17 protein-coding genes are annotated in these 19,671 nt (G+C 64.8%); 9 read left to right on the top strand and 8 right to left on the bottom strand.

The features are described 5' to 3' along the window. Positions 1-186: 186 nt before the first annotated feature. The 3 genes from F2P44_RS01675 to F2P44_RS01665 all read left to right on the top strand — a co-directional run bounded on the left by F2P44_RS01675 (position 187) and on the right by F2P44_RS01665 (position 4,557). Positions 187-834 (top strand): N-acyl amino acid synthase FeeM domain-containing protein, encoded by a 648-nt coding sequence (locus tag F2P44_RS01675; protein WP_229423317.1) that lies wholly within the window; start codon positions 187-189, stop codon positions 832-834. Positions 835-942: 108 nt separating this feature from the next. After that, entirely contained in the window at positions 943-3,711 is a 2,769-nt protein-coding gene (gene prsT / locus F2P44_RS01670) for an XrtA/PEP-CTERM system TPR-repeat protein PrsT (RefSeq protein ID WP_167084417.1), read from the top strand. A 90-nt stretch (positions 3,712-3,801) separates the two neighbouring features. Continuing rightward, positions 3,802-4,557 carry an N-acyl amino acid synthase FeeM domain-containing protein gene (locus F2P44_RS01665; protein ID WP_229423316.1) on the top strand — a complete coding sequence of 252 codons (756 nt, stop codon included), beginning with the start codon at positions 3,802-3,804 and terminating at the stop codon, positions 4,555-4,557. Here F2P44_RS01665 and F2P44_RS01660 read toward each other — a convergent pair. The 8 genes from F2P44_RS01660 to F2P44_RS01625 all read right to left on the bottom strand — a co-directional run bounded on the left by F2P44_RS01660 (position 4,554) and on the right by F2P44_RS01625 (position 12,149). Continuing rightward, a complete protein-coding gene (locus tag F2P44_RS01660; RefSeq protein WP_167084415.1) occupies positions 4,554-6,137 on the bottom strand; it encodes an FAD-binding oxidoreductase in 1,584 nt (527 codons plus the stop codon). The genes F2P44_RS01665 and F2P44_RS01660 overlap by 4 nt on opposite strands. Positions 6,138-6,258: 121 nt before the next feature. Next, a complete protein-coding gene (locus F2P44_RS01655) occupies positions 6,259-7,206 on the bottom strand; it encodes an EDSAP-1 family PEP-CTERM protein (protein WP_167084413.1) in 948 nt (315 codons plus the stop codon). Between the two features lie 157 nt (positions 7,207-7,363). Continuing rightward, on the bottom strand, positions 7,364-8,482 hold the full coding sequence (locus F2P44_RS01650; RefSeq protein ID WP_187363202.1) for a nucleotidyltransferase domain-containing protein: 1,119 nt from the start codon (positions 8,480-8,482) through the stop codon (positions 7,364-7,366). After that, positions 8,482-9,396 carry an HprK-related kinase A gene (locus tag F2P44_RS01645; RefSeq protein WP_167084411.1) on the bottom strand — a complete coding sequence of 305 codons (915 nt, stop codon included), beginning with the start codon at positions 9,394-9,396 and terminating at the stop codon, positions 8,482-8,484. The genes F2P44_RS01650 and F2P44_RS01645 overlap by 1 nt, the downstream gene beginning before the upstream one ends. Next, the gene (locus tag F2P44_RS01640; RefSeq protein ID WP_167084409.1) at positions 9,393-9,668 is read right to left on the bottom strand and encodes an HPr-rel-A system PqqD family peptide chaperone; all 276 of its coding nucleotides are present in this window, start codon (positions 9,666-9,668) and stop codon (positions 9,393-9,395) included. Before F2P44_RS01640 ends, F2P44_RS01645 begins: the two co-directional genes overlap by 4 nt. 43 nt (positions 9,669-9,711) lie before the next feature. Beyond that, a complete protein-coding gene (locus F2P44_RS01635; protein ID WP_167084407.1) occupies positions 9,712-10,368 on the bottom strand; it encodes a hypothetical protein in 657 nt (218 codons plus the stop codon). Between the two features lie 240 nt (positions 10,369-10,608). Beyond that, entirely contained in the window at positions 10,609-11,217 is a 609-nt protein-coding gene (locus tag F2P44_RS01630) for an XrtA/PEP-CTERM system exopolysaccharide export protein (RefSeq protein WP_167084665.1), read from the bottom strand. Between the two features lie 143 nt (positions 11,218-11,360). Next, positions 11,361-12,149: a S1 family peptidase gene (locus F2P44_RS01625; protein ID WP_167084405.1), complete on the bottom strand. Its 789-nt coding sequence runs from the start codon at positions 12,147-12,149 to the stop codon at positions 11,361-11,363. Between the two features lie 456 nt (positions 12,150-12,605). Here F2P44_RS01625 and F2P44_RS01620 point away from each other — a divergent pair, with 456 nt between their 5' ends. Genes F2P44_RS01620 through F2P44_RS01595 form a run of 6 tightly spaced genes read left to right on the top strand, consistent with a single transcriptional unit; the run spans position 12,606 to position 19,669 of the window. Then, complete coding sequence (locus tag F2P44_RS01620; protein ID WP_167084403.1) at positions 12,606-14,144, top strand: XrtA system polysaccharide chain length determinant; 1,539 nt, start codon at positions 12,606-12,608, stop codon at positions 14,142-14,144. Between the two features lie 25 nt (positions 14,145-14,169). Further along, complete coding sequence (locus F2P44_RS01615) at positions 14,170-15,111, top strand: XrtA-associated tyrosine autokinase (RefSeq protein ID WP_167084401.1); 942 nt, start codon at positions 14,170-14,172, stop codon at positions 15,109-15,111. Next, entirely contained in the window at positions 15,104-16,651 is a 1,548-nt protein-coding gene (locus F2P44_RS01610) for a TIGR03016 family PEP-CTERM system-associated outer membrane protein (RefSeq protein ID WP_167084397.1), read from the top strand. Before F2P44_RS01615 ends, F2P44_RS01610 begins: the two co-directional genes overlap by 8 nt. Positions 16,652-16,668: 17 nt before the next feature. Then, positions 16,669-17,697, top strand: coding sequence for an XrtA/PEP-CTERM system-associated ATPase (locus F2P44_RS01605; protein ID WP_167084395.1), 1,029 nt, complete (start codon positions 16,669-16,671; stop codon positions 17,695-17,697). Then, on the top strand, positions 17,694-18,578 hold the full coding sequence (locus tag F2P44_RS01600; RefSeq protein WP_229423315.1) for an XrtA system polysaccharide deacetylase: 885 nt from the start codon (positions 17,694-17,696) through the stop codon (positions 18,576-18,578). Before F2P44_RS01605 ends, F2P44_RS01600 begins: the two co-directional genes overlap by 4 nt. Beyond that, the gene (locus F2P44_RS01595) at positions 18,575-19,669 is read left to right on the top strand and encodes a FemAB family XrtA/PEP-CTERM system-associated protein (protein ID WP_167084393.1); all 1,095 of its coding nucleotides are present in this window, start codon (positions 18,575-18,577) and stop codon (positions 19,667-19,669) included. Before F2P44_RS01600 ends, F2P44_RS01595 begins: the two co-directional genes overlap by 4 nt. The last annotated feature ends 2 nt before the right edge of the window (positions 19,670-19,671 follow it).

The raw sequence follows: 19,671 nt of genomic DNA, 5'->3' as shown, positions 1-19,671 counted from the left end.
TTAGGATAGCTGAGTTAGCAATATGTTACTGAATTCACTGCTTGGACAATATCTTCGGGATCATAGTCGATGGATCAGGTTCTTAATATCGTTGAAACAACTCGTTTCAATTTTCCCGCGCCGGATGCTGGTGACCTGGGCAGTCACTGTGTTTTCGCGGAAGATTATTCTGATAACATCTCCGAGATGACGATCAATACACGCAGCTTCGGGATTCGCGTTGCCGACACCGAGGAAGGACGTAACCGGGCAAGCATGCTCATCAATAAGATGTATGCCTGGCGTGGATATGCCGGTACCCATCGGCTGGAAGACAATCCCAACCAGATCACCCTGTCGGCCTTCGATGGTGGCGAAGTGATCGGCACGGTGACCCTGGGGGTCGATTCCCCGGTCGGCATTCTCGCCGACGAAGTGTTCAAGGACCATATCGACGCCTTCCGCGCGCGCGGCGCCAAGGTGTGCGAGATCAGCAAGCTCGCCTTCGACCCCACGGTGCGCTCCAAGTTCGCGCTCGGCTCCCTGTTTCATATCCTGTATATCTACGCGCACCATATTTACCAGTGCACGGATGCGTTTATCGAGATCAATCCGCGTCACCGGCGCTATTATGAACACATGCTCGGTTTTCGCACCCAGAGCGGGGTGAGGATCAATCCGCGCGTCGACGCACCGGCCCATCTGCTCTGGCTCAGCCTCGATTTCATGGGCGCCGAGATCGAGCGCCTGGGCGGCGTGCACGACGATGCGGGTACCGAACGCTCGCTCTACCCCTATTTTTTTTCGAAGCGCGAGGAAGCCGGCATCGCCGACCGCCTGCTGTCGATCGGCTAGACCTCGGTGCGGCGAATCGGCCCCGGCGCGGCGGCATGCCTGCGGCGCTTCATTCACGCAATCGGCGGGAAGCGTGACCACGCCACCGCCTGTAACAACAGGATCGTCATGTCAACGCAAGCCCATTCCCTGGCCGCCGCCGCCCTCACCACCGTTCTTATGCTTGGTGCATTGAGCGGATGCGGCAAAACCGAAACGCCGGCGGCCCTGCTGGCCCAGGCCAAGCAGTTCCGGCAACAGGGCGACCATGTGTCGGCCCTGATCCAGCTCAAGAACGCGGTCGCCAAGAATCCGTCCGATCCCGAGGCCCGCCTCGCGCTGGGCGAAACCTATAACAAGCTGGGCGACGCCGTCTCGGCCGAAAAGGAAGTGCGCAAGGCCATGGAGCTGGGCATGGCGCCCGCGCGTACCCTGCCCGAGCTCTTGATGGCGCAACTGTTCCAGGGGCAATACCAGAAAGTCATCGACGCCACCGCCGATACCGCTTACACGGCCAATGTCACGGTGCTCAGCCAGCGCGGCGCCGCCTTTTACCAGCTCGGCAAGCGGGCCGAGGCGGCCGAAGCCTTCGAGCGCGCCCTCAAGCTCGATCCCGGCTACCCGGTCGCGCTGATGGGCCTGGCCAACGTGGCGCTGGCGAATGGCGACAAGGCGGGCGCGGCGCGCTATGTCGAACTGGCCGTGAGCAAGAATCCCAAGGACGTGCAGAGCTGGCTGTTCAAGGGCGACTTCGAGCGCGCCGAAGGCAATCCGGCGGCCGCCCTGGCGGCCTACGACCAGGTGCTGGCGCTCGACCCCAACAGCGCCTCCGGCCACCTGCAAAAAGCCTACCTGTTCATCGCCGAACGGCGCTACGAGGAAGCGGCCGTGTCGCTGGCCGCCGCCCGGAAAAACGCGCCGAAGAACCTGATGGTCAGCTACGCCAGCGCCATGCTCGACTTCACCCAGGGCAAGCACGCGACCGCGCTCGAATCGCTGCAGCAAGTGCTGCGCGTGGCGCCCGACCACATGCCCTCGGTGTTGCTGGCCGGCGCGCTGCAGTTCACCCTCAAATCGCTGCCGCAGGCCGAGCAGCACCTGAAAAAATACCACGAAGCCCATCCCGAGAGCGATTACGCGCGCAAGCTGCTGGCCTCGACCCGCATCGCCGCCGGCGACCCCAAGGGCGCCATCGCGGTCCTGGCGCCGGTCGTGGGCGCCTCCCAGGATCCCCAGCTGCTGGCGATTGCCGGCAAGGCCTACACGGATAACCGCGAGTTCGGCAAGGCCACCGCCCTGCTGGAGCGGGCCAGCGCGCTCGACCCGAAAAAGGCGCAGCTGCGCACCGCGCTCGGCTTGAGCAAGCTGGAACAGGGCGAGGAAGCGCGCGCCCTGAGCGAACTGGAACTGGCCAGCACCCTCGACCAGGCCACCAGCAACGCCGGCCTCACCCTGGCCATGACGGCGCTGCGCCTGAACCAGTTCGACAAGGCCCTGTCCGCGCTGGCGCCGCTCGAAGCGCGCACCCCGGGCGACCCGATGATCCAGAACCTCAAGGGCCTGGCGCTGCTGGGCCAGAAGGAGCAGGCCGCGGCGCGCGCCGCCTTTGAAAAAGCGCTCAGCCTGCATCCCGATTTCTTTCCGGCGGTCGATAACCTGGCGCGCCTGGACATGCAGGCCGGCAACCTGAATGCCACCCGCCAGCGCTATGAAGCGTTTTTGGCCAAGTATCCCGACAACGTCGAGGCGCTGACCGCGCTGGGCGCCATGGCCGTGGCCCAGCGCCGCCTGCCTGAGGCGAGCACCCTGCTGGAACGCGCCAACGCGGTCGACCCGGCCGCGCCCGGTCCGGCGCTGGTGCTGGCCGGGCACTACGTGCACATGGGCGCGCTGGACAAGGCGCTGGTCCTGGTGCGCAAGCTGCTGGTGGCCAATCCCGGCAGCCCGGCCGTGCTCGACCAGCTCGGCCAGCTGCAAGCGGCCAGCGGCGACAATGGCAGTGCCATGGAAACCTTCACCAAGCTGACCGTGGCCGCGCCGCAGTCGGCCGAAGCCCATTTCCGCCTCGGCTCGGCCCACGCGGCCATGGGCAACCTGCCCTCGGCCAGCGCCTCGCTCAAGCGCGCCCTGGTGCTGCAGCCCGATTACCTCGAGGCCCAGCTGGCGCTGGCCAGCGCCCACCTGCGCCAGCAACAGTTCAACGATGCGCTCGGCGTGGCGCGCGCCATGCAGAAGCAGCATCCGAAACTGCCGGTCGGCTACGTGGCCGAAGCCGACGTGCTTCTGGTTCAGCACAACGCCATGGCGGCGATCCCCTTGTACGATAAAGCGTTTTCTCTGGGCAACAATGCCGAGTTGCTGATCAAGTTGTACGAAGCCTTGCGCATCGTCGGCAAGAGCAAGGAAGCCGATGCACGAGTGCAACAATGGCGTGCCGCCCACCCGGATGACGTCAAGCTGCCGGGTTACCTTGGAGAGCAGTATATTGCCAATAAAAAATATCAATTAGCAATAACAGAATTTGAGGCCATACTGAAGAAGGCGCCTGCCTATCCGAGCGCCCTGAACAATCTGGCGGTGGCCTATGAACTGGCGGGCGATGCGCGCGCCCTGCCGACCGCCGAGCTGGCCTTCAAGGCGCTGCCCCGCAGCGCGGCGGTGATGGATACCCTGGGCTGGCTGCTGGTGCAAAAGGGCGACCTGGCGCGTGGCTTGCCGCTGCTGCGCGACGCCAGTGCCAAATTGCCGGGCGTGCCCGAGATCCGCCTGCATCTGGCCAAGGCGCTGATCCAGGCCAAGGACAAGGAGGCGGCGCGCAAGGAACTTGACGTGTTGGTGGACAAGTACAAGCAATTTCCGCAAGGCGAGGAGGCGCGGGGTTTGCTGAAGCAACTTTAAAGCGGGCACGACGGCGAGTCGCAGCCCACCGGGCACCATTCCTGCCGGCAGCATGTGCGGGTGCGGCGCCACGCCACAGGGAGTTTTCACATGAATGCAGCGCATGATGCAGTGGAAGCGATGGGCAAGCAGCAGGCCCATCTGGAGTCGTCGTACGTGGTGGGAGCCGAGGAAGACGATCACGGCCGCCTGATCGGCAGTTTCACCGACAACGACCGCACCTTCGGGATCCGCCTGGCCGATACCGACCAGGGGCGCAATTCGGCCAGCCTCCTGATCAGTAAAATGTATGCCACGCGCGGCTACAACGTGTCCAGGATGGAACGCGACCCCAACCGCATCACCCTGTCGGCCTCGGACAAGGGGTGCCTGATCGGCACCGTGACGCTGGGGCTCGATTCCGAACGCGGCATCCTGGCCGACGAGATTTTCCACGACCATGTCGAGGCTTTCCGCGCGCGCGGCGCGCGCCTGTGCGAAATCACCAAGCTGGCGTTCGACCCCCAGGTCAAATCCAAGGCGGCGCTGGCGGCCCTGTTCCATACCCTGTTCATCTACGCGCGCTACCTCCACAGCCGCACCGACGTGCTGATCGAAGTCAATCCGCGCCACCGGCGCTTTTACCAGACCATGCTCGGTTTCGTGGACCAGGCCGAACTGCGCCACAACACCCGGGTCGACGCCCCGGCCTACCTGATGTGGCTCAGCGTCGAGCACATGGCGCAGCAGATTGCGCGCCTGGGCGGCACCAGCAGCCATGCCGGCACCGAACGTTCGCTGTATCCGTATTTTTTCTCTTCGCGCGAGGAAGAGGGCATCGCCGGGCGCCTGATCAAGATCGGCTAGGGCGCTGCCTTGGGCACGGCCGGCTGGGCATCGTAGCGGCCCGGCGCGATGATGCCGTCCGGATCGAGCCGGGTCTTGAGCGAGTGGATGGTGGCCCAGTAGTGCGGGTCGCGCCGCACGATGGCGGCCATCATGTCGGCGCGCGCGCGGTACACTTCCAGCCCCATCGCGTGGATCTTGTCGAGCATGCGGTCGGCGCAGAAGTGGGCGCGCTTGACGCCTTCCAGGTTGCTGCGGTCGAACAGCAGGTTGATCACCGCCACCAGCGAGGTCGGGGTTTCGATATTGATGGTGATGTACAGGGTGTCGTGATAATGGCGCGCCGCCGTCTTTTTCATTTCATCGATGAACTTGGCCACGAAAGCCCCGTCCAGCGGCAGCGCCGGGTTGATGAACAGCAAACCGCAATTCGATTGGTCGAGCTGGGACGCGTTCAGGTCGGTGCGCCCGAATTTCCATAGCAAATTATCGATCGCCGCATCGGTCGGCACCCCCAGCGCCAAGGTGTGCAGGGGGCGGATGGCCGCGATCGCGGCGGCATTCGCGCGCGCGGCCGGAATGAAGCGCAGCCGGTGCGCCACCGCATAGGCGGTGTCGAGCAACTGGTGGGTGATCGGGCGCACCCGCGCCAGGCCCTTCATGCGTTTCCGGATCTCGGCCAGGTTGGCCTTGACCTGGGCCTGGGTGCCGGTGATCGCCCCCAGGCTGGCCCATTCGCCCGGCGCGATCAAGTCCATCACGCTTTCCGCTTCGCCGAAGGCGCGCTCGGGCGTGTACCCGCATTCCTGTTCCAGGTAGCGCGTCACGCCATAGGCCAGGGTGGCATGGGTGCGCGCGCGGTTGGCGATGTGGGTGACCGACTCGATCAAGCCTTCGCGCTTGCAATTGGCCAGCTCGTCGATAAAGGCCGGCAAATCCTCTTCGCGCCGCAGCGACAGCGACAGCGCCACCTGCTTGGGGCGCTTGGGCACGAGGCGGAAGCAGGCGCTGACGACGATGCCGAAATTGCTCTGGAAAAAAAGCCCGTCGAGGATCGGCCCCAGCCCGTAGGGATTGCTGGTGCCCAGCGGCGAGTGTTTCAGGCGCCGGAAGCCCGTGCGCAGCAGCTTGCCGTTGCCGCACACCACGGCCAGCCCGAACAAGTCTTCCTTGCGCGGCCCGAAATAGCCCACCCCGCGGTCGAGCGCATTGCCGATGATGCTGGTGGCGCGCGCCGAGCCGGTGACGTTGAAGGTGAGGTTGGGATGATGCTCTTCCAGGAAGTCGTACAGCGCGCCCTGGGTCACGCCCGGCCCGATCACGGCCACCGGCAGTACCCGGCCGTTGCGCTTGTCGATCGTCATGCGGATCGCGTTCAGGGCGCCCAAGTCGACCAGCAGGCTGCCGGCCATGGTGGGCGACTTGCCGCCGTAGCCGAAATTGAGGCCGGTCGAGAAGGGATACAGGGGCGTGCCGTTCTTGCGTGCCTCGCGCACCAGCTTGATCACGGCGCGCACGCTTGGCGGACGCACCTGGCCGCGCACATCGGTCGCGCGGCCGGTGATGTTATTGCTCGGATGGTCGCTCTGGGTGTAGGCCATGGTTCTATTATCGCTTAAAAGCGGGCGCGCAAAAGCAAACGACCCGAGCGCTTGACGCGATCGGGTCGTTCTCGACACACTGCGCGCACCGGCCCTGGCCAGCCCGGCGCGCGCATCGGTCTTACTTGGCAGCCTTGCGGCGCGAAGCGGCGCCCAGGGCCAGCAGGCCCAGGCCGATCAGGACCATGCTGCCTGGTTCAGGCACGGCACGCACTTCCGAAGCGATCGAGTTCGATGCCTGGTTGATGGTCAGCTTGTAGGTACGGCCGCCGGTCAGGGTCACCAGGTTCGACAGGATCGTGCCCGAGCTTTCCTTGATCGAATTTTGCGAAATGTCGCTCGAGGTCACGCCGTCGTTGATCTCGGCCGGGCTCCAGTTCATGATCGTGGTCGATACATTGCCGATCACTTCCTGCAGCGACAGCGTCCAGCTGATGGTGCCCAGCGAAGAACCGCTGACGCCGTTGATCGCATTGACGAACGCGGCCACATAAGCGTTGAAGCCGAGCGCGAACTTCGCTTGCAGCGTCGTGCCGACGCTGAAGGTGGTCACTGCGGTCGCCGAGTTGGCGATGGTGGCGTTCGCGCTGCCGGCGTTACCTGGCGACATCACGGACGAATCGGCACGGGTCAGGCCGTTGGCGCCGGTCACGCCCAGCGCGGTGCCGGCGATGTACATGTCGCCCAGGGCGTAGTTACCGCTCGGCGCCGGGAGGTGCGCCGTGAAGTTGTTTTCCACACCGCCTGGATAGTTGCCAACTGGCATGCCCGCGCCGCATGATGGGCCCGCGCAACGGTTCTTGACATCGACCGTACCACCGATGGTGGTGCTGAAGATGTTGCCCAGGCCGGCGCCGGTGCCTTGCGCATTGTTGAAGTTCGAATTCGCGGTGCCGGTGCGGTTTTCGTTCTGGATCACGATGCCGTTGGTCACTGGCGCGTTGTTCGAGTTCAGGATGATCAGGCCGGTGATGGCCAGGTCGGCCATGCCCATGGTCGCTGCGGACACTGGGGCGACGACGAACGCTGCGGAAACGGCTGCGGCAGCGAGGTATTTTGTCAGTTTCATATGTGGTTCTCCCGGATTATGTTTGTTGATCCTACACGCCTTGATGTAAGCAGGACTCGTGCCAGAAGAGACTCTTTGTTTTAAATCAATGACTTAACTTGGTGTTTATGACTGCTGCATGAGGGGGTGTAAGGAAAACCGACATGCGGGACGCGGATTAATCTTTACGAGGAGAAATAAAAGCCTTGTGAAACAGATGTCTTGTTAATAACAAGGGTGGCATGCGGAGCCAGTTTCCCCTGATATACAGTAAAAAGCGCGCGCCGCCGCTCCAGCGGTCGCCGCAGCTGGGGTGCATGGGCAGCAGGGCGCGCAGGAACAGGCTGTCCATCAGGGCCAGCAGCGCCGTGCCGGGTCCGGCCGCGCGCGTCGCGGCCAGGGCCGATTCCGGCACCGGCGTGTGCAGCAGGCGCGCGCAGTAGCGCAGGGCGTAGAACAGGGGACGGCCCAGTTCCAGTTCGGCGGCGCGCGCCGGCAGCGCATCCCAGAAGCCGGGCGTGCCGCCCAGGCTCGCCAGCAGGCGGTGCAGGTCGAGCAGGTCGCGCAGGCCGTGGTCGAACTCGCCGTCGTAGAACAGGTGCACGGCGCTGTGCAGCACCATGTCGGCCGGGGCCAGTACCTGCACTGGCGCCTGGCCCGCCGCCGCTTGCACTGCGGCGGGCAGGGCCACGGCGGCGGCGCGCAGCCTGGCCGGATCGGGCCGCACGCGCGCCGTTTCCGGCAAGATCGCGTGGTGCACATCGATCACGCTGGCGCGCCGCGCATGCTTCATCGGCGGCAATTCGTGCATCCAGGTGCGGTAATAGCGCTGGTCGTAAGCGTCTTGCGCCACCGTGGACCAGCCGTGCAGCATCAGCGCCGCCTCCACCTGGGCCAGGCGGTCCTTGGGCACCAGGATGTCGATGTCGGAAAACAGCCGTCCGCGCGCCGCCGCCAGGCCCGCCATGGCGTAGGCGCCGCCCTTGAGCAGGATCAGCGGCACGCCGCTGCCGGCCAGCGCCGCGCCGATCTGCGCCACTTCGAAGCGCACCGCGTTCGCGTGGCGTTCGGCATGCACGCCGGCCCAGTCGAGGTGGCGGCGGGCCTGGGCCGGAATCGCGCCGGCCACGCCGTGTTCGTCGAGCAAGCCGTGCAGGCTGGCTTCCAGGCGGGCGCTGGCGGCCTGGCGCAGCAGCAAGTCCCATTCGGCCAGGCCCAGGGCCGCGCCGCGCGCGGGGTCGCGCAACAGTTGCAGCAGCAGCGGTACGGCGCTCGGGGTGAGGCGCGCGGCCGCCATCAGGGTGTGTCCGCCAGCTGCTCGAACATGGCCACTGCCTCGTCCAGCGCGCTGTAAGTGAAATCGATGCAGCGCGTCTGCGCCACCAGATCGCCCAGGGTGGCAAAGCCGCGCGCGCCCAGCACGCTGTAGTTAAAGCCGTTTTCGGCCACCCGCATGAAGGCGCGCGCGGGCGCCACGTCGAGCAAGGTCGTGGCCGCGCCCGCCGCATACTTCGGAAACACGATCCAGCCCGGGCGCGCCAGCTCGGCGGCGCGCGCGATGCTGCCGGCCGGCGCCTTCAGGTGCGCCACCGTGCCCTTGGTGGTGTCGGGTACGGGGCGGCTGATGACGGCGTCCGGCTGGTAGCGCCGCATCACCTCGATCGAGCCGTTTTTCAGGCTGATCGGGCGCGGCAGCGGCGCCAGCAAGCCATCCTCGGGCCGCACCAGCGCCAGTTCGTCCGACAGCAGGCGCCAGCCGCAGCTGACCAGGGCCGCGCACAGGGTGCTCTTGCCGGAACCGGGCGGGGCCGGCAGGATGGCGGCGCGCCCCTGCTTTTCGACCACGGCCGCGTGCAGGATCAGATAGCCGTGGGCGCGGCTCGACACGCACCAGTTCATGCCCCACTCGAACATGGGAAACGCTTGGGCGGCCGGCAGCGGCAAGAAGGGCACGATGCCATCGTAGACGAAGCGCGCCAGCGGCTTGTACCAGCGCCGCAGCGAGGGCGGCGGCGCGACATCGACGTGGAAGTCGGCAAAGCCATTGTTTTCCAGCAGGGGATAGTCGCCGTACAGCAGGTGCAAGCCATCGGCCACGCTGGCGAAGGGGCTGTGCACGCGGGTCACGAAGGCGCCGGTTTGCAGGTCGATGCTGCCGTCGCGCAAGCGGCGGCCCAGTTCGGCGCGGCTGAGCGCGCTCAAAGTCGTCATGGATGCGCGGCGATCAGGTCAATGCCCGCCAGTTGGTCGAGCAGGGCTTGCAGCGCGCCATCGGCATCGTCCTCGTCCGCGGCGCCCAGGGCCAGGCGCAGCGCCGCCACGCTGTGCGCGCCGGCGCGCACCGCCAGCAGCACTGCCAGGGCATCGGCGTCGAGCAGATGGGTGTCGCCGCTGAGGTCGTTAAACAGGACCGCTTCCTGGTCCCAGCTGCGGTAGCGCAGGGATTGGCCGGGAAGGACGTGCCAGGACAGGGCGGGCGGCATGAGGTCGGAAAGGCGGGCGCGCGTGGCGCCGGCGCCGTGCAGGCTAGTGATGGAAGGTGGTTTTCAGGTAAGCGACGATATCGTCGCCATACCATTTGACGCCTGCCGTCGGTGCGTAATAGCCCAGCTTGCCACCACCGGTGGTCTGGTATTCGCGCCAGATATTGCGCAGCTGCGCTTCGGTCAGCACGGTCGAGCGTCCGGTCAGGATGTTCAGGTAGGCGGCGAGCACATGGCTGGCCACATTGTGCGGATCGATATCCTCGCTCTTGAACGGCCCCTTGCCATCAATCGCGTTCTTGTTGCCGTTGGTATTGAACACATCCATCAGCGCCAGGTTGCCGAGCGCGGTCTGGTTGGCATTGACCGGGAAGATATCCTTGAAGGTGCGGCTCGACGTCGCCGTCGGGCTGGCCGGCCAGCCGGATGGGTTGTTGGCGTAAAAGCCCGGCGAATTGCCGCCGCAGGTCAGGGGATTGTCAGGCCGGTGGCTCGATTGCAAGCCGTTCGACAGCGAGCCGGACGGCGAGGCGCAGGTGGTGGCGGCCATGCCGGGCTGGCTGGCCAGGGTCATCAGGACCCCGGAGACGCCCAGGCTTGTCCGCGTGAAGCGGCGCCGCGCGCTGCCCGTTGCCGACAAGCCCGCTTGCGGCTGGGCTGGTTCGCCGCTGGGGCGGTCCTGTTGCTGATTGGTAGTCACGTCAGTTTCCTCGAATTGAACGGCATCGTCAGGCGATGCCCCGTCAGGCGTGCACGATGTCAGGGCCATCAATGCAATTTCCATACCAGCGCCGCGCAGCGCTACAAAAATATGATGTAGATCAAAGGCTTGTCGACTGGGTGTGTTAGCGACCCAGCCCTCGTGCGGTCCAGCCTGTAAAAAAACCCGACATCCTGTCTTTTGCGCAAGTATTCCACGACTTGCACGCCTTGTCGACCTTTAGAAGAAGCTTTCCGGAATCACCAGCACGTCGCCCGGACGCATGTAGATATTCGCCGAAATATCGCCCTGCTTGATCAGGTCGTTCAAGCGCACGGCCAGTTTTTCCGACTTGCCATCGATCTTGCGGATGATGATAGCCTTGTTGCCCGAAGCAAACTCGGTGACGCCGCCGACCGCGATCAGCACATCCATCAGCGACATGTCGCGCCGGTACGCCAGCGCTTGCGGACGGGCGGCCTGGCCGATCACGCGGATCTGCTCGCTGTAATTGCCGACGAAACTGGTCACGATCACCGTCACCACCGGTTGCTGGATGTATTTTTCCAGCGCTTTTTCGATATCGCGCGCCAGGGTGGTCGAGGTCTTGCCGCTGGCTTGCAAGTCTTCCACCAGCGGGGTGGTGATCTTGCCGTCCGGACGCACCGGCACCGAGGTCGACACTTCCGGATTGCGCCACACCACGATATTGACGCTATCGCCCGGGCCGATCAGGTATTCCTGGGTGCTGGCGGGCAGGGGATCGGGTACCACGGTCGAGACCGGGGATGCGCAGCCGCCCAGCAACAGTGCGGACAGCGCCAGTGCGCTGCCGCCCAGCCATGTCATCGTATGCGATTTGAAGGTGTTCACCTGGTTTCCTTTATGCGGACAGCGCCCGAATTGAAATACTGTAATGCAATTTTAATTACAACAGTTTCTATTTTAGCATGAAGTTTTTTAAGCGAAAGGGTGGCCGCGATTTTTGTTCTTCACGGTGTTGTTTGTTGTAACAAGGCACGCACATGGCTGACCGGGATCGCATAGCTGATCCCGCTCGGATTGGTGATCGCGTTTTCCTTCAAGCCCTTGACGAATACCATGTTCAGCACCGCCAGCACCGTGCCGGTATCGGGATCGTAGACCGGGCTGCCGCTGTTGCCGGGGTAGGCCGTGCCGTCGAGCTGGTAGATGGGGGCGGGCGCGCGCGCCAGTTGCGCAATCGCGCGCGCATCGAGCTTGCGCGAACTGACCGAGGGCATCACCAGCGGGGTGATGGCCGACAGCATGGCGCGGTGGGTGACCGGATGCAAGCCGAGCACCATGCCGAGCGGAAAGCCGGTAAACGCCAGCGCCTGGCCTTCCTCGACGTTGCTGCCATCGCCCAGGCGCAGGGCCGGCATGGGCGCGCCCGCCAGGCGCAAGTGAGCCAGGTCGTGCAGGCGGTCGAGCGCGGCCAGCTTGGCCGGACGGAAATCGACCTTGTCGCCGCGGGCGATGACGATGCCCAGCGTTTCATTGTGCTCGCTGTCGAGCGTCTCGGGAATGGCGTGCGCATTGGTGACCACGCTCAAGCCGTCGCCGGTGACAAAACCGGTGGCCGCGAACACGATCGCCGGACTGCGGGTGGGCTGGTAAGTGCCGATCCCGACCACGGAAGGCTTGACCGACTGGATCACCTGGCCGAAGCTGGCGCAGCGCGCCGGCACGTGGGCCGCCAGGGATAAAACGGCCGCGGCGGCGACGCTGCTTGAAGCGCGCAAAAGGAGGGGAGTAGCCATGCGCCGACAGTACCCGATTGGCGTCGCGCCAACAACTAGTTTCATTCACGCAAAGCCGTCAATGATGGCCGCTTCGCCACTGTTGTAATTTCAGCTTCGCGGCCACGTTTTCTTTAGTTTTTTGCCTATCAATGTGCGAAACTCTTTGCGAGGGGCAACAGGATTAGTCGACTTGTCATGGAATACACGAGTAATGCCGTAAACAATTGTTGAACGTATACTAGCGTTAGCGAATTTACTATCAGCAAGCATCGGATTCCTGTATCATATGATTATTAATCAATGCCTTGGGGTAATTTATTGACGCGCTTGCTGAGCTGTCGCAATGAATTGCTTTTTGTGCATCCGACAACACTTTGGCTGGCGCTTTGCGGCACCGGGCGCCCCGCGTTCGTCCGCGGAGCTGCCGGCCTGGGCCACCCTTGCGGGACGCCCTTTATTGGCGAGATTGACGCGATGGCAGAACTGCAGGCCCTACTGACGAACTTCCTGAAAGCGATCTGGAAATACCGCTGGTATGCGGTCGTCATTTCCTGGATCGTGGCCCTGGTCGGCTGGGCGGTGGTGTACCGGCTCCCCAACGAATACCAAGCCTCGGCGCGGGTCTACGTCGACACCCAGAGCATCCTGCAACCATTGCTGTCCGGCATGACCACCGTGCCGAACGTCGACCAGCAGGTGGCCTTCATGCGGCGCACCCTGATCAGCCGTCCCAACGTCGAGCGCGTCATGCGCATGGTCGACCTCGACATCAAGGCCTCCACTCCCAAGGAAAACGAAAAGCTGGTGGATGACCTGATGGCGCAGATCAGCATCGGCGGCACCGAGCGCGACGACATCTACACGATCTCGTACAAGAATTCCAATCCCAAGCTGGGCAAGGATATCGTGCAATCGCTGCTGACCATTTTCGTCGAAGGCAGTTTTGGCGGCAAGAAGCAGGATTCCGAAAAAGCCGTGCAATTCATCGACGACCAGATCAAGAATTACGAAGAAAAACTGGTCCAGGCCGAAAACGCGCTCAAGGAATTCAAGATCAAGCACCTGGGCATGCTGCCGCGTGGTGGCGGCGGCGACTTTACCGCCAACATGACCCAGATCGAAGACTTGCTCAACCAGGCGCGCCTGGAACTGACCGAAGCCGAGCAGGCGCGCAATGCCATAAAGCGCCAGATCGCCGGCGAGGAACCGGCCCCGCTGACCGCGCCCGAAGCATCGACCGTGGCCAACCCCGAACTCGACGCCCGCATCGCCGCGCTCAACAAGAACCTGGACAGCCTGCGCATGCAGTACACCGACGCCCATCCGGACATCGTCTCGGCACGGCGCCTGATCGCCCAGCTGGAAGCGCGCAAGCTCGACGAAGCCAAGCGCAACAAGCGCAACAACGACCCCGGCGCCAACTACAGCCCCATGCTGCAGCAAATGAACGTGGCCCTGTCGGTGGAAGAAGCGCGGGTGGCCTCGCTCAAGGCCCGCGTGGCCGAATACGGATCGCGCGCGGCGCGCCTGCGCGCGCAGAGCAGCAACGCGCCCGAAGTCGAGGCCCAGCTGGCCCAGCTCAACCGCGATTACCTGATCAACAAGGAAAACTACGAAAAGCTGGTTGGCCGGCGCGAAGCGGCCAAGCTCTCGGGCGACCTCAGTTCGGCCACCGACATGCTGACCTTCCGCGTGATCGACCCGCCCACCGTGCCGTCCACGCCGTCGGGCCCGAACCGCCACCGCCTGTTCTCGTTCGTGTTCGCCGGCGCGCTGCTGGCCGGCCTCGGCGTCGCCTTCCTGATGAGCCAACTGCGCCCGACCTTCATGAGCCAGGGCACCCTGCGCGACGTCACCGGCATTCCTATCCTGGGCAGCATCAGCATGAACTGGACCAACGAACAAAAGGTCATGCGTACCAAGCGCCTGTACGCCTTCGGCGCGGCGGTGATCGTCCTGTTCGGGGCCTACGGCGGCGTGATGGCGGCCCTGTTTGTACGACCGCTGCTCTGATGCGGCCTTCACTGGAGAGAACAGCGTGAGCATTATTGAAAAAGCGGCCAGCCGCATCGAACACAAGAAGGGCGAAGCGCAGGACGCGCCGGCCGCGCCGGCAGCCGCGCACCCGGCCGCGCCGGTCGCCGCCGCCATCGCCGAGGCACCGGCCGCCGTGCCTGCCGCCGCACCGGTGCACGCGCCTACCGCCGTGCCTACCGCTGTGCCTACCGCCGTGCCTACCGCCGTGCCGCGCCGCACCAGCAACCACGTCGAACTCGACCTCGAACGCATGCACGGCATCGGCCTGGTGACGGCCGCCGGCGGGCGCACCACCCTGGTCGAGGACTTCCGCATCATCAAGCGGCCCTTGCTCAAGCGCGCGTTCGCGGCGCGCGGGCCCGGCGAAAAGCCGGGCAACCTGATCATGGTCACCAGTTCCCTGCCGGGCGAAGGCAAGACCTTTTGCTCGATCAACCTGGCCATGAGCATCGCCATGGAACTGGACCACACGGTACTGCTGATCGACGCCGACGTGGCCCGTCCCTCGGTACTGCGCACGCTCGGCCTGCCGGCCCACCGCGGCCTGATGGACATCCTGCTCGACGACAAGCTCGACATGGCCGACGTCATGTTGCGCACCAACGTGAACACCCTGAGCATCCTGCCGGCCGGCAGCAACAACCCGCGCGCCACCGAACTGCTGGCCAGCCAGGCGATGAGCACCTTCGTCTACGAAATCGCCAACCGCTACCCCGACCGTATCGTCATTTTCGATTCGCCGCCGCTGCTGCTCACCAGCGAAGCGCACGTGCTGGCCAGCCACATGGGCCAGATCGCGCTGGTGGTCGAAGCCGAGGGCACGACCCAGCACGCGGTCAAGGAATCGCTGCGCCAGCTGGAGGGCTGCAGCAATGTGAACCTGATCTACAACAAGACGCGCGAATTCCCCGGCACCGAAACGTATGACTACCACTATGGCTAAGCGTGCGTCCGGACGCCGCCGCGCCGTCGTCGTTCCCGCGGCGCTGGCGGCCCTGCTGGCCGCGCCATCGAGCCGCGCCGAGTGGAAGTTCACGCCCACGGTCGACCTGCGCGAGACGTACACCGACAACGTGGCGCTCACCCGCGCCGACGAGGCCAAAAGCCGCTTCGTGACGGAACTGACGCCCGGCTTCAGCCTGTTGAACAAGGGCCCGCGCCTGAACCTGTTTGCCAACTACAAGCTGCACTACTACGCGTTCGACGACAACGACGTGGAAGGCGTGCGCCACGCCCAGTCGCAGCTGCGCGCGGCGGCCAAGGCCACCGTCATCGGCGACCTGCTGTTTCTCGACGCCGACGGCGCCATCGGCCAGCAAGCCGTATCGGCCTTCGGCCCGCAGGTCAACAGCAACGGCTACGCGAGCGCCAACCGCGCCAACGTCAAGACCTGGCGCATCAGCCCCTACCTGCTGCACCGCTTCGGCAGCAGCGCCACGGCGGCGGTGCGCTACACCCACGACTCGGTCGACGCCGGGCGCATCGGCTTTGGCGACAGCAGCAGCGAGGTGCTGACCATGAACCTGAACAGCGGGCGCACCTTCCGCCGCGTCGGCTGGGGCGTGCAGTACAGCGGCCAGCGCGTGGACGACAGCATCGCGCCCAAGTCGAACGTCAAGATGGTGAGCGCGAACGCGCGCTACCGCCTGGGCCAGGAGTTCAACCTGACCGCCAGCGCCGGCTACGACGAATACGACTATCAGTCCGGCGGCGAGCCGACCAAGGGCCGCTTCTGGCAAGGCGGCATCGAATGGACCCCGACCTCGCGCACCAGCCTCGTGGCCGGCGGCGGCAAGCGTTACTACGGCAATACCTACAACCTGCGGGCGCTGCACCGCAGCCGCCGCACGGTGTGGAGCATCAACTACAGCGATTCGGTGACCACCACCCGCTCGCAGCTGCTGCTGCCGGCCACCATCGACACCGCCTCGATGCTGGACCGCCTGTTCACCGCGCAGATTCCCGACCCGGCCAAGCGCGCGCAGGCGGTCGACGCCTACATCCGCTCCACCGGCCTGCCGTCCGCGCTGGCCGACAGCATCAACTACTTCAGCAACCGCTACATCTTGCAGAAGCAGTTCCAGGCCTCGGTCGCGCTCAACACCGCGCGCACCACCTTGATCCTGAGCGCGTTCGATAACCGGCGCGAAGGCCTGTCGCTGATCCAGACCGACAGCCTGCTCACCGGCCCTGCCAGCGCGCGCATCAACGACGACACCACCCAGCGCGGCGGCAGCGCGCTGTGGAACATGCGCCTGACCTCGCGCAGCGGGATCAACGCCTCGTGGACCAGCTCGCGCACGCAATCGCATGCCACCGGTTTGTCGAGTAAGAATGCAGCCTTGCGACTGGCCGTGACGCGCCAGTTTTCGCCCAAAGTGCGGGGCGCCTTCGAGGCGCGCCGCGTGTCCGGTACCACGACCGACCAGGTCGCGTCGTACCGCGAGAACGCCTTAACGGCCTCTCTGTCCTTGCAGTTCTAGCGGAAATCGAGTCAGCGATGTATGAAACTTATTATGGGCTGAGCGACAAGCCCTTCCGGCTGCGGCCGGACCCCCATTTTTTCTTTGCCAGCAAAGGCCACAAGCGCGCCATGGCCTACCTCGAGTACGGCCTGTCGCATGGCGAAGGCTTCATCGTCATCACAGGTGAAGTCGGCGCCGGCAAGACCACCCTGGTGCGCAACCTGTTCAAGCAAATGCCGTCCGAGCAGATCGTGGCCGCGCATATCGTCAACACCCATCTCGATGCGGACGACACCCTGCGCACCGTGGTCGCCGCTTTTGGGTTGCCGTACGAAAACGCCAGCAAGACCGCGCTGCTGGAGCGCCTCGAACAATTCCTGCGCGCCTGCGACCAGGATGGCAAGCGCGCCTTGCTGGTGGTCGACGAAGCGCAGAACCTGACCCCGCGCGCGGTCGAGGAACTGCGCATGCTGTCGAACTTCCAGACCGACGACAAGTCGCTGCTGCAAACCTTCCTGCTCGGCCAGCCGGAGTTTCGCACCACCTTGCACAGCGCCGGCATGCAGCAGCTGCGCCAGCGCATCACGGCCAGCTATCACCTGGGCCCCATGGATGGCCCGGAAACCCAGGCCTATGTCGAGCACCGCCTGCATACGGTCGGCTGGAAGGACGATCCCTCGTTTTCCCCCGGCGCGCACGCGGCCATCTTCGACTACAGCGGCGGCATTCCGAGGAAGACCAACGCCCTGTGCGACCGCCTGCTGCTGATGGGCTACCTGGAAGAGATGCACTCCTTCACCGAAACCGATGTGAATGAAGTGGTGCGCGACATCCGCCAGGAATACGAACTGCCGCCCGAAGCGGTGCGCGAGCAGGCTGCCGCCGCCCTGCGCGGCGTGGCCTCGATCGGCACCCTGGACAATCCGGGCTACCTCGACGAGCGCATTCTCAAGATGGAAAAGTCGATGGCCTCGGTGCTGGCGATCCTTAAAAAAGTCGTCAGCACCTTGCCGGCGCTGTCCCACCACGCGCCGGATCACCACTCCACGGACCACCACGAATGAACGACCGCCTGCACCCCGCCGCCATGCCGCGCGCGCTCGGCCAACCGATCCGCAATGCGATGACAATCGATGTCGAGGATTACTTCCAGGTGTCGGCTTTTGCGCCCATCATCGCGCGCGAGTCCTGGCCCGCGCGCGAATGCCGGGTCGAAGCGAACATCGAACGCATCCTGGCGATCCTGGCCGATGGCGGCGTGCACGCCACCTTCTTTACGCTGGGCTGGATCGCCGAACGCTATCCGGACATGGTGCGCCGCATCGTCGCCGGCGGCCACGAACTGGCCAGCCACGGCTACGGCCACCTGCGCGCCTCCGACCAGACCCGCGCCGAATTCGCCGATGACGTCGGGCGCAGCAAGGCCCTGCTGGAAGACATCGGGGCCCAAGCAGTGCTCGGTTACCGCGCGCCGAGTTTTTCGATCGGCACCGCCAACCTGTGGGCGCTCGATGTGCTGCACGACGCCGGCTACCGCTACAGCTCCAGCATCTACCCGATCCAGCACGACCACTACGGCATGCCGGACGCGCCGCGCTTCGCCTTCTACCCGAACGGCCCGGATGGCCTGCTGGAAGTGCCGATCACCACCGCCATGCTGGGCCAGCGCAAGCTGCCGGCCGGCGGCGGCGGCTACTTCCGCCTGCTGCCTTACAGCCTGTCGCGCTGGATGATGCGGCGCGTGAACAGCGACGACGGCCAGCCGGCGATCTTCTACTTCCATCCGTGGGAGCTCGATCCCGGCCAGCCGCGCCCTCAAGGTGCCAGCCTGAAAACCCGTTTCCGCCATTACGTCAACCTGCAACGCATGGAAGGGCGCATCAAGCAGCTCACGCGCGATTTTGCCTGGGACCGCATGGACCGTATTTTCTTAGGGACTAAATGAGTTCAAACACCGACGCCGTGCAGGACCGCCCCATCACCGCCAGCACCGCCGCCACCGTGCACCTCCTGCGCGCCGGCGACGCGCGCGACATGGCGCGCTGGGACGCCTTCGTGGCAGCCTGTCCGGAAGCGACCTTCTTCCACCGCGCCGGCTGGCAAACCATCATCGGCCGCGTGTACGGCCACAAGACCTGGTTCTACTACGTGGAGCAGGATGGCCAGATCGTCGGCGTGCTGCCGCTGGCCGAGATCAAGAGCCGCCTGTTCGGGCATTCGCTCGGATCGCTGCCGTTCTGCGTGCTCGGTGGCGTGGCCGCAACGCTTGATGCCGCCCGTCCGCTGCTCGATGCCGCCGCCGACAAGCTGGCCGCGCAGCTCAAGGTCGGCCATCTGGAATACCGCAACCTGCTGCCGGCGCACGCGGGCGACCCGGCCTGGCACCAGAAGGAACTGTACGTCACCTTCCGCAAGGCGATCAGCGCCGACGACGACGAGAACATGAACGCCATCCCGCGCAAGCAGCGCGCCATGGTGCGCAAGGGGATCAAGTGCGGCCTCACCGCCGAGATCGACCAGGGCGTGGACCGCTTCTTCATCGCCTACGCCACCAGCGTGCACCGCCTCGGCACGCCGGTGTTCCCGAAAAAATACTTCGCCGTGATCAAGGAAGTCTTTGGCGAAGAATGCGAAATTCGCATCATCGTCAAGGATGGCGCGATCGTGGCCGGGGTGCTGAGCTTTTACTTCCGCGACGAAGTGCTGCCTTACTACGGCGGCGGCATGCCGGCCGCGCGCGAATTCGCCGGCAATGACTTCATGTACTGGAACCTGATGCAGGCCGCTAGCGCGCGCGGCGCCCGCATCTTCGACTTCGGCCGCAGCAAGCTCGGTACCGGCGCCTTCGACTTCAAGAAGAACTGGGGCTTTTCGCCGACGCCGCTGGCCTACGAATACCGCCTGTACGAGTCGACCGAACTGCCCGACAACAACCCGCTCAATCCCAAGTACCAGCTGTTCATCAAGCTGTGGAAAAAGATGCCGCTGGCGCTGGCCAATGTCCTGGGCCCGCACATCGTCAAGAGCCTGGGCTGAGC

It is taken from the genome of Massilia frigida (assembly GCF_011682175.1).
GTDB lineage: Bacteria > Pseudomonadota > Gammaproteobacteria > Burkholderiales > Burkholderiaceae_D > Telluria_A > Telluria_A frigida.
This window is presented reverse-complemented; position numbering and strand designations above follow the sequence as displayed.

Coding starts and splice junctions, on each gene's coding strand:
- F2P44_RS01600 (WP_229423315.1), top strand. CDS start 17,694: ATGAACGACCGCCTGCACCCCGCCGCCATGCCGCGCGCGCTCGGCCAA.
- F2P44_RS01625 (WP_167084405.1), bottom strand. CDS start 12,149: ATGGCTACTCCCCTCCTTTTGCGCGCTTCAAGCAGCGTCGCCGCCGCG.
- F2P44_RS01655 (WP_167084413.1), bottom strand. CDS start 7,206: ATGAAACTGACAAAATACCTCGCTGCCGCAGCCGTTTCCGCAGCGTTC.
- F2P44_RS01650 (WP_187363202.1), bottom strand. CDS start 8,482: ATGGCGGCCGCGCGCCTCACCCCGAGCGCCGTACCGCTGCTGCTGCAA.
- F2P44_RS01610 (WP_167084397.1), top strand. CDS start 15,104: ATGGCTAAGCGTGCGTCCGGACGCCGCCGCGCCGTCGTCGTTCCCGCG.
- F2P44_RS01620 (WP_167084403.1), top strand. CDS start 12,606: ATGGCAGAACTGCAGGCCCTACTGACGAACTTCCTGAAAGCGATCTGG.
- F2P44_RS01640 (WP_167084409.1), bottom strand. CDS start 9,668: ATGCCGCCCGCCCTGTCCTGGCACGTCCTTCCCGGCCAATCCCTGCGC.
- F2P44_RS01665 (WP_229423316.1), top strand. CDS start 3,802: ATGAATGCAGCGCATGATGCAGTGGAAGCGATGGGCAAGCAGCAGGCC.
- F2P44_RS01605 (WP_167084395.1), top strand. CDS start 16,669: ATGTATGAAACTTATTATGGGCTGAGCGACAAGCCCTTCCGGCTGCGG.
- F2P44_RS01630 (WP_167084665.1), bottom strand. CDS start 11,217: ATGACATGGCTGGGCGGCAGCGCACTGGCGCTGTCCGCACTGTTGCTG.
- prsT (WP_167084417.1), top strand. CDS start 943: ATGTCAACGCAAGCCCATTCCCTGGCCGCCGCCGCCCTCACCACCGTT.
- F2P44_RS01595 (WP_167084393.1), top strand. CDS start 18,575: ATGAGTTCAAACACCGACGCCGTGCAGGACCGCCCCATCACCGCCAGC.
- F2P44_RS01675 (WP_229423317.1), top strand. CDS start 187: ATGACGATCAATACACGCAGCTTCGGGATTCGCGTTGCCGACACCGAG.
- F2P44_RS01660 (WP_167084415.1), bottom strand. CDS start 6,137: ATGGCCTACACCCAGAGCGACCATCCGAGCAATAACATCACCGGCCGC.
- F2P44_RS01645 (WP_167084411.1), bottom strand. CDS start 9,396: ATGACGACTTTGAGCGCGCTCAGCCGCGCCGAACTGGGCCGCCGCTTG.